The 9,139-nt window shown below is 69.3% G+C and carries 7 protein-coding genes; 2 read left to right on the plus strand and 5 right to left on the minus strand.

All coding sequences use genetic code 11. The features are described from left to right. Positions 1-12 precede the first annotated feature (12 nt). The gene (locus tag QZ588_RS09105) at positions 13-606 is read left to right on the plus strand and encodes a hypothetical protein (RefSeq protein ID WP_295541958.1); all 594 of its coding nucleotides are present in this window, start codon (positions 13-15) and stop codon (positions 604-606) included. Positions 607-730: 124 nt separating this feature from the next. Beyond that, on the plus strand, positions 731-2,407 hold the full coding sequence (locus QZ588_RS09110; RefSeq protein ID WP_295541959.1) for an HlyD family efflux transporter periplasmic adaptor subunit: 1,677 nt from the start codon (positions 731-733) through the stop codon (positions 2,405-2,407). A gap of 111 nt (positions 2,408-2,518) precedes the next feature. On the opposite strand, the gene QZ588_RS09115 is transcribed toward QZ588_RS09110, so the two are convergent. The 5 genes from QZ588_RS09115 to QZ588_RS09135 form a co-directional block, all read right to left on the minus strand. Further along, on the minus strand, positions 2,519-3,637 hold the full coding sequence (locus tag QZ588_RS09115) for a tetratricopeptide repeat protein (protein WP_295541961.1): 1,119 nt from the start codon (positions 3,635-3,637) through the stop codon (positions 2,519-2,521). Between the two features lie 331 nt (positions 3,638-3,968). Continuing rightward, complete coding sequence (locus QZ588_RS09120; RefSeq protein ID WP_295541969.1) at positions 3,969-5,204, minus strand: trypsin-like serine protease; 1,236 nt, start codon at positions 5,202-5,204, stop codon at positions 3,969-3,971. Positions 5,205-5,300: 96 nt separating this feature from the next. After that, positions 5,301-6,782, minus strand: coding sequence for a hypothetical protein (locus tag QZ588_RS09125; RefSeq protein WP_295541963.1), 1,482 nt, complete (start codon positions 6,780-6,782; stop codon positions 5,301-5,303). After that, a complete protein-coding gene (locus QZ588_RS09130; RefSeq protein ID WP_295541965.1) occupies positions 6,782-8,047 on the minus strand; it encodes a hypothetical protein in 1,266 nt (421 codons plus the stop codon). Before QZ588_RS09130 ends, QZ588_RS09125 begins: the two co-directional genes overlap by 1 nt. A 162-nt stretch (positions 8,048-8,209) precedes the next feature. Then, positions 8,210-8,767, minus strand: coding sequence for a hypothetical protein (locus QZ588_RS09135; RefSeq protein WP_295541967.1), 558 nt, complete (start codon positions 8,765-8,767; stop codon positions 8,210-8,212). Positions 8,768-9,139 lie beyond the last annotated feature (372 nt).

Genomic DNA, 9,139 nt, shown 5'->3' on the forward strand with positions numbered 1-9,139 from the left:
GGGTCTTGACCGATGAACGATACAACCGACCACACACCGCGATCTCTGCCGTCGCAGGGGCACGCGAGCACCAACGCCACCAAAGCAGCGGAAGCGCCCGCCGCAGGCGCCGCCGCGGTGTCCGATGCGCCCGACGCGGTGCCGCCGGCCTGGCGCCGGGCCGTGGCCCGCCCGGGCGGGCTCGCGAAAATCCATGCCTACCTCACCGCACCGGCGCCCGGCGCAAAAATCCAGGATCTGGGTGTGGCCCGGCAGCGGCTGCAGCGTTTTCTGCGCTTCCTGCAGGCGCTGGCCGCCGAAGAGCGCGGTCGCGCCAGCCGACTGGCGCAGCGCATCTTGGATTACCTTGGCGACGACCAAAGCGCCGGCGACGTGGACGGCGTGAATGTCGAGCGGCTGCGTACATTCCTGCGGCGCATCGACCCGGCGCGGCGACAGCCACAATCGCGCGCTCCAGGCCGGCGCCCGGGCCGGGCGCCCGGTGGCGGTCGCGCCGCAGCAGTCCGCAAGCAGGGCAGGAAGACAGACGCGGGTGAGCCCGTGCCGTTGAGCGCCGAGGCGCGCGAGGAGAACGAAGCCTGGCTGAAGCGATTCATCGACGGCTGAGGCCGGGGTCGCGCAGCACGCGCAGCCGGCGCAGCATCCGGCCCGCCGGCGGCCCCGGGGGCGACGCCGGCCGCGCCTACCGTTGGTGTTGGCCCACTCGTGGTCGGTTCGTTGTGTTGCGTCCATGACAGACGTCTTTACCGAGCGCGGTGATCGATGGCTCGACTATCGCCTGCGGGCCGATCTGCACGTCGAGGCGCTCTCCGGTCAGTCCGCCGGCGAGGAGCGCTACCGCATCACCGCCCCCGCCGCGGACGAGCGCTTCGATTTCGGGGCCGAAGAGCTGTGCCTGCTCCATGCGCTGGCCGAGTGCCGGTCCCTCGAGGGCGTCTGTGACCTGTTTCGCCGGCGCTTCCCGCATCACCAGCCGCCGGCGCCCGCTGACCTGGAGGCCTTCTACGCGGAGGTGCTCGCGAACGGGCTCATTGTGCATCGCGATGCCCAGACCGGCGCTGCACCGACCGACGACTGGGCCGAGGCCTTTCACCGCCACTGGCCCGCATCGCTGCCACGGGCGTCACAACCGGCGGATGCCGGAGCCGCACCGCAGGCGCCGCCCGAGCAGCCCCAATCTCGTGCTCAGCCCCAGCCCCCGGAGATCCCCGCCCCGCCGGCACCGCCCCGGCAGGCGCCGGCGTCGGCATGGGATCTGTCCGCACTGCAGCACACCTGGCCGCAGCCGCCGGGTGATGCCGACACCGACGCGCCCTTCAGCCTGACCCCCGAATCCCTCGGCGAGACCGCCGGCGCCAGGCCGCCACGCCGGGGTGCCTGGCGGCCTGCACTGGGCTGGGGCCTGTTCGCCGTCGCGCTGATCATTGTGCTGCTGTTGCCCTATCCGCTGGAAGTGGGTGGCACGGCGGTGGTGCTACCGCAGAGCAGCATCGGTGTGCGGGCGCGCTTCAGCGGCGAGGTGGTGGCGGTGCACGTCGCCGAAGGCCAGCGCGTGACGGCGGGCGAGCTGCTGGCCCAGATCGACGGCTGGGCGCAGCGCCACGCCATCCGCATCAGCGAGGCCGACCTGGAGCGCAAGCAGGCCGAGCTGGCGCTGCTCAGGCAGGGGCCCACCCCTGAGGCCATCGCCCATGCCCGCGAGCAACTGGCCATGGCTCGCGTGCAAGCGCAGCACAGCGAAGAACAGGCGGCTATGCTCAAAGACGGCCTGGCCGACGGCAGTGTATCGGCGCTCAAGTATGCACAGGCGCAGGAGCAGGCGGCGGTGGACCGTGCCGCCGTGGCGGTGGCCGACGCCAACCTGGCCGTCGTGGCCCGCCAGCCGCAGGACATCGAAATCGCCGCCCTGCGGGCGGAGGTGCGTGCCATCGAAGAACGCCTGGCCCAGCAGCGCACCCAGCTCGCGCGCACGCGCATCGTCGCCCCCGTCGACGGCCAGATCGCCACCGCCAACCTGGCGCAGACGCTCGGGCAGTTCCTCGCCGAAGGCGATCTGTTCGCCACTATTCAGGACAATCGCACCGCGCGCGTCGAAGTGCAGGTGCCCGAGGCAGACATTCAGTGCGTCGTGCCCGGGGCCCCGCTCGAGCTGCGGGTGTGGAGCCTGCCGGAGCGGCGCTTCGACGGTGTGGTGGCAACGGTGGCGCCGGTGGTGGAGCAGAGCGCCGACGATGCCTTACGTCAGATCGTGCGGGTCAGCAGCGACATCGACAACACCCGGGGGCTGCTCAAAACCGATATGACGGGCTTTGCCAAGATCCGCTGCGGCCAGACCCGGGTAGGCTACGCCTTTGGTCGCTCGTTGCTGCGCTTTTTCAGCATCGAGGTCTGGTCCTGGATTCCGTGAGCGGGCAGCGGCGCCCCGCCGGTGCGGGGCGCCGTGCGGGGTGCTGGGCCAAGCCTGGTGAGGGAAACCGGGTGGGGGGAGGCCGGGCAGGGGAGGGCGGCCGTGCCGACCTCAGGCCGGCGCCTGCTGTTGGCGGCGCTCGGCGCGCAGCCGTTCCACCTCGCCCAGCACCAGCTCCGAGACGGACGACTGCAGCTCGTCCAGCAAGTCGGCGAGCTGCGCCTCGCCTTCACCGTCGGCCTCCGCATCCATCTGTGCAACCAGCGCCTCGGTCTCTGGCACGCGCAGCAACGCTGCCCGATAGGCCTCCATGGCCTCTTTCGCCCGCCCGGCATGGTAATGCACGTCTCCTTGCAGCTTCAGCAGCAGGCTCTGGAAACGCTTCAGCTTGGGGAAGCTGCGCACATGCTGGTCGGCCGCTTCCACCTCGCCCAACTTCAGCAGCACATCCACCAGTTGCACCCGCGCCCCCACCAGGTTGGGCTTCAGGCGCAGTGCCTCGGTGTAGGCATCCCGCGCCTCGGCCCAGGCCTCCTGGCGCTGGGCGATGCGCCCCAGCAGCACGCGGGCGGCCTCGCTGTTGGGGTTGGCCTCGATGGCATGGGCCAGGTCCGCGCGGGCCTCGTCGTAGGACTCCGCCTGCAGGTGCAGGCGCGCCAGGCGCAAATACACCCGACCGGGCTGGTTGGTGTCGCGCAGCGCCTGCCGCAGCTCCGCCTCGGCGCCCGTGCGGTCGTCCAGCGCCATGAGTGCGCGCGCCCGCAACAGGCGCGCCTGCGCCCACTGCGGGTTGCGGCGCAGCGCATCGTGCAGTACCGCCGCCGCCGCCTGCTGTCGCCCGGTGTTGAGCAGCACCAACGCCTTGCCCAGAAAGGCGCGGTCGGCGTTGGGGTCGGCGTGCAGCGCGCTGTCGAAGGCGGTGAGCGCCTTGTCGTGCTCGCCTGCGCGCAGATACGCGGTGCCCAATAACAGATTGGCCCGCGGGCTGATGGGGTCGAGCTCGCGCCCCTTTTCCAGCCACTTGGCGGCGTCGGCGAACGCGCCCTTGCGGTAGTGGATGTAGCCCACGAAGAGCAGCGCATTGACGTTCTGCGCATTGTGCTCCAACAGCACCCGCAGCTTGGCGAGCGCCTCATCGTATTTGTCCGCGCGGACCAAGGCACGCACGGCCTTCAGCTCCGCTTGATCGCCTTGCGTGACGCGGCGCACGCTCGGCTTCCAGTCGCTCATGGTGCACTCCGGAGGGCAGGGCCCGCGGGCTTTGGGATATGGCCCGTCGCCTGCGGGTGGTTGACGTCGTTCGTGTTGGCGCCCACACAAACAGTGAGCAACCAGAAAAACAAAAACGCCGACGCCGACTCTTGGGCGACGCCGACGCGTTGTAATCTTAGCACGTCCCGGCCCGATTCAGCGCCGGCGCGTGCAGTGGCCTGGGGTAAGGCGACGGCGGCCTCAAGGCTGTGGCGGAGCGTTTACGGCTACGCCGTGGGTCGCCGAATGCCTGTGTTCGCATCCCGCGCCGACGCCAGCCCCACGGGCCAGGCATCGACCGGGATCTGCATCACTCGCCGCAGGCGCCGGGACGGGCGTTGTTGCAGGCGCTGTCGACCAGAGACACGATATTGTTCTCGGTAAAGGGGCTTGCGCCCTGTTGTTTGACCGCGTCGCTGATGTAGCCCCAGCTCGTGACTCCGATGACCGCATTCGGCAGTGCTTCCTGACCTTCGCTGACGTTGAAGCTACCGCGGATACCCAGGTTGACCACCTCGGGTCCGCCGCTGGAGCCGCCGGTCTGCCGAGAGCCCCAAATGGTATTGTCCGCCGAACTGTTGTCAACAAAACCGTAGGAGTCGGTGCGCTGCATGATCCGGCCGCCATCGTGCGAAACCGGATAGCCCAGCTGGCTGATCTGGGTCATGTCCTCCTTCGTGAAGCCGTAGCCGCCCCAGCCGTAGCCGAGCCAGCCGGTGAATTGGCCGGGAAAAACCAACTCACCCTTGTAGCGCTTGGGATTGAGCTCGATGACGGCGACGTCGTTCTCGCAGACGACACCAGGGGCCGAGCATGCGTCAGTGCCATCGAAGTACGATGTCTTGATCAAAATACGCCGAGCGGTCCAGACCGTAAAGGGTTGCGCATTGGCATACTGCGCCGGTGCAAATTGGACCTGGGTAAAGAAACGCTTATCGCCGAACTCGGCCACACAGTGGGCCGCGGTGGCCACGATGCCAGGCTTGATCAGCGCGCCCGAGCAAACGAAATTCCTGCCGTTGTCGACGAAAAACAGCTTGCCGGCGGCGGAGTAGGGGTAAGTGCGAGAGACATTGTTCTTGACGGAGCCGTAGCCGGTATCCACCCGCGCCGTGGTGAAGGGATGGTTGGATGTGCCGTATTCGGCCGGCGCCACCGCGTCGGCTGACGCCTCCGACGGCAGTTCCAGCGTATCGGAGTCGACGTCGGGCGGGGACAGACTGATGCTACGCGTCGGTGCCCCACCGGGCTCGAACCCGGGCGCACCCATGCCCGCCGACATAGGCGACAGCAGGTGCTCCACCAGGGAGTTTGGCGGTATATCGGTGGTGGGCAGCGGCATGGGCTCCGCCGCCGTCATCGTAGACACCTGCGGCGCCGTGACCGGGAAGCGGGCCACCGTGTTGCCATTGGCGCTGACCACCCGTGGCTCGGCGAGCGCCACGGCCTGCGACGACACCCACAGCACCGTTGCGAGCGCTGTCAGCGCCGCTGTTCGCACGCCGGCGCGGGACTGCGTCGGCTTAATCCATGAATCACTGATCATCACTGTGTCCTCTCGACTGAATGAGACGTTTGGCGCGCCGTGACCAGGTTCATTAGTGAACAACAGGGCCCCCGACCATGGTCGCGGTTGCTGAGATTATCCAGGGGATTGACTGGGGTCAAGCAGGGCGCGCGCCCCGATGCCGCCGTCGGGCGCCGGCGTCTCGCCGGCAACGGTTTTGGCTGACAATTGATACACCCATAGCCACAGCAACAGACAAAAGAACAACAGCGCCGGCGCCAGCTGCAGCATGATGCGGTTGTCGGCGGTGTGGCGCATGGCGCCGCCCGCATAGCCGGTGAACAAAAACAACACCAAAAACAGCGCCACCGCCGTGCCCAGGGCGGCGCCCACCGCCGCCAGCGACGGCGGCCAGGCCCGGCGCATGACACCAGCCAGGCCCAGGCTCGCCGCCAGCAGGGCCGCCAACAGCCAAAACAGCAAATGCCAGTTGGCGTGCACGAACCAGCTCTCCAACAGCGGTTGCAGCGCCTCGGCGCGCAAGTGCACATCCAGCCGCGCCAGCGTGTGGCCCGCCAGTGAGGTGTCGGCGGGGGCCAGCAGCAGCGCCGCCACACCCAGGGCGACGGCGCTCGCCAGCAGCGCCAGGCTCCAGCGCCAGGGCAGCGAGCGCACCGCCAGCGCCGGCCCAAAGCTGAGCAGCCAGAACAGCCCCTCGTTCTTGATCAGCGGGCAGGCGGCCGCGCATGCCAGGGCCAAGAGCCCGTCGCGCCAGTCGCGGGTCTGGCTCCAATGATAAAAGGCCGCCACCGCCGCCAGATAGAACACACCCAAAAACACATCCGCATACCCGGCCAGGGCCGTTTGCAGATTCACCATGGGCATGCTCGCCAGGAGATAACAAAACACCACCGCCGCCAGCGGCCCCGCCCCGGCGCGGCGCGCCTGGGCAAACAGCAGCAGCACCGCGGCCCCCAGCAGCGCCACCCAGGGCAGATTCACCAGGGCATCATCAAAGCGCCCCAGCAGCAACGCCATCCAGGTCTGCAGCAATGGCGTGGTGATGGGGTAGTCCGGGTGATTGTCGGTGTAGACGCCGGCCCCGTCCGCCGCCAGCCAGTCGTCGTAGCTCACGAACGGCAGCAAGGCCTGCGCCTCGGCCCACACCTTGGCCTTGGTGGCCCAATGCATGTAGGCGTCCCAGGGGAACAGCGGCCGCCACGACACCTCGAGCCAAAATCCCGCGAGCCGCAGCGCCACCGCCGCCACCAGCAGCGCCATCAGCAGCCGCTGCCAGCGCGGCAGGGTGCCAGGGCCGACGCCCCCCAAGGCGGCACCGAAGGCACGCGGACGCCACCATTGCAGCACGCCCAGGGCCAGGGTCAGCAACAGCAGCGGCGCCAGCACCACGGGCACGCGCAGCGGCAGGCCCAGGTGATCCAGCGCCCGCATGCACAGCGTCAGCGCCAGCACGCCTAACAAAAACCCATAGCCCAGCACCAGCGCCCGCCGCCCCGGCAGCGCCGGCGCCACCAGCCGATGCACGGCCAGCGCCCCCAGCAGCCACGGCAGGCCCAACGCCGCCAGCACCCGCAACGTATCCATCGCAGTAGTCATCACAACACCCGATAAAGCCTGCCGAGGCCATCCCCGGCCGTCGGTTCAGAGCCTGGCTCGGCCGCCACCGGCTCGGCCGCCACGCGCTGACCGCGTCTCCAGACCAATTCGCCGGCCTGTGCATCGAAGCGCACCCGCGTCGGGCGCAGCACCAGCACAAAGTCGCCGCTGCGCAGCCGGTGCGCCGGCGGCAGCTGCGGGCGCCCGCGCGGCCAATAGGGATTGTGCGGATACAGGTGATACGCCGCGCGCAGCCCCAGGTACTCAGAGCCCGTGGCGATGAACACCCGCGCCGGCGCCGGGCCCAGCGCCGGGCGCACGTCTGTGATGAGCCGATACACCCCGGCGTCCAGGCCCGCCAACGCCTTCTGCCGGTCGCTCTTGCCGGCGTAATCCGCCCGGGTCGCCGCCAGCTGTTGCCACAGCGACCACTGCCAGGGCGCATCCAGGGCCACCCAGCCGAGCAGAAAAATGCCGCCGGCGACGCGCCAGTCGAAGGGCAGCCGCCGGCGCAGCGCCAGCCACAGCAGCCCGTAAGCGGCGAGCGCCGCGGCCACGAACAGCACCGCCACGGGTACCCGAAAGCCCAGCACCCGCCCGGGCAGATCGGCCCGGTAGAAATTGATGGACGACTGCGACCAGGGCAGCCAGTACCCCCATTGCGCAACCAGCGCCTGCGCCGCGCCCGCGGTGGTTGCCGGCGCCAGGCTCAGCGCGCGGATCACCACCGTCTGCCCCGGCGGCCCCCGCAGCGCCAGCGCCAGCACGGTGACCGTATCCCGCCAGCCGGTGACGGTGCCCAGATCCCACGTGGGTGCCAGCCAGCCCGGCGGTGCCAGTTCGTGCCGCAGCAGCGGGCTCTGCTCGGGCGCGCGCGACCGGAACACCGGGCTCGGCGGTGTCTCTGTCTGCCAGATCAGACGCATGCCCCGTAGTGCATCGAGCCGCGAGCCGCGCAGCCGCAGCAGCCGGTGCTGCCCGGCGGCGAAGCCCGCCGTGGGCATGCGCACCGTGGCCCGCCCCTTAGCATTCAGCCGCAGCGCCAGCGCCGGGCCGTCGCGGCTGCCCGTACCCTGCAGCACCCTCATCTCGGCGCCGTCCCAGGTCAGCGCCGCCGGTGGTAGGGCGGCTGCGTCCACCCGCGGGCGCAGTTCCACCAGCCACACCGCCCACAGCCCCACGCCCAGCGCCAAGGCCCACCACAGCCACCACGCCCGGAGCAGCGGCGGCATCCAATTGTGCAGTCGTGGCTTCAAGTCGATCATGTGCTCGTCTGATGATGTGCGCATCTGTGGCCGGGCGATTCGGGTCCAGTCAGGTGTCCCGGGCAGCACGTGCGGATGCGCCGCGGGCCGCCGCCCCGGTGCTGATCCCGACGCTGGCCCGGGTGCTGGTCCCAGTGAGGTGGGGTATCGCCGCGCGCGCCGCTAAGCCAGCAGCCAGTCGAGCAGGCGGATCAGACCGGTGACGGCACCGATGGCGCCGATAATCCACACCGTCTGGCGATGCATGGCGGTACGCAGATTCACCTCGGTGGTCTTCAGGTCCACGCGCACCTGGTCGATTTCCTGCTGCAGGCGCAGCTCCACCTCCTTGATCTGCCCCTGCAGGCGCAGTTCCACCTCCCGCATCTCCTTGCGAACGACTTCGATCTCCTTGCGCACCTCCTCGATCTGCCCCTGCAGGCGCAGCTCCACCTCCCGTATCTCCTTGCGCATCTCCTCGATCTGCCCCTGCAGGCGCAGCTCCACCTCCCTGATCTGGCCTTGCAGGCGCAGCTCACTCTCGCGCATCTCCTTGCGGACGATTTCGATCTCCTTTTGCAGCCGCAGCTCGCTCTCGCGCACATCTGCGCCGCGGGCGATGTCTTCGGGCCGCGGTGCCTGTTCCGCCAGCGCGCGGATCGCCTCCGCCAGGAGCTGAAAGCGCGCGTGATCGTCGGGGGCGGCGTCGATTTGACTCGAAAGGTCGAAGGCGGTGCTCATGGCGCTGCACGCGTGTGGCGGTCCAGCGATGGACCTGTTCACCGACAGTCTGCCACTAACCGCGGCAAAGAAAATAGGGACGCACCACGTTTTCTGTCCAGATCAATCCACGCTGTCGTCGACACGGGTTGCAGACCAACGGCCCTTGAGGCTGCGGAATCCGGGCCATGCATGCACAGCGGTGTCGCAGCGCACGGCCGCGGCGTGCGCCGCTAAGCCAGCAACCAGTCGAGCAGGCGGATCAGGCCGGTGACGGCACCGATGGCGCCGATGATCCACACCGTCTGGCGATGCACGACACGGGTTGCAGACCAACGGCCCTTGAGGCTGCGGAATCCGGGCCATGCATGCACAGCGGTGTCGCAGCGCACG

Source organism: uncultured Thiohalocapsa sp., from assembly GCF_913062725.1.
Taxonomy (GTDB): domain Bacteria; phylum Pseudomonadota; class Gammaproteobacteria; order Chromatiales; family Chromatiaceae; genus Thiohalocapsa.

Bases quoted from the DNA above. Each gene is read 5' to 3' on its own strand.
- QZ588_RS09105 (WP_295541958.1), top strand. From the start codon at position 13: ATGAACGATACAACCGACCACACACCGCGATCTCTGCCGTCGCAGGGG.
- QZ588_RS09110 (WP_295541959.1), top strand. From the start codon at position 731: ATGACAGACGTCTTTACCGAGCGCGGTGATCGATGGCTCGACTATCGC.
- QZ588_RS09115 (WP_295541961.1), bottom strand. From the start codon at position 3,637: ATGAGCGACTGGAAGCCGAGCGTGCGCCGCGTCACGCAAGGCGATCAA.
- QZ588_RS09120 (WP_295541969.1), bottom strand. From the start codon at position 5,204: ATGATCAGTGATTCATGGATTAAGCCGACGCAGTCCCGCGCCGGCGTG.
- QZ588_RS09125 (WP_295541963.1), bottom strand. From the start codon at position 6,782: ATGACTACTGCGATGGATACGTTGCGGGTGCTGGCGGCGTTGGGCCTG.
- QZ588_RS09130 (WP_295541965.1), bottom strand. From the start codon at position 8,047: ATGATCGACTTGAAGCCACGACTGCACAATTGGATGCCGCCGCTGCTC.
- QZ588_RS09135 (WP_295541967.1), bottom strand. From the start codon at position 8,767: ATGAGCACCGCCTTCGACCTTTCGAGTCAAATCGACGCCGCCCCCGAC.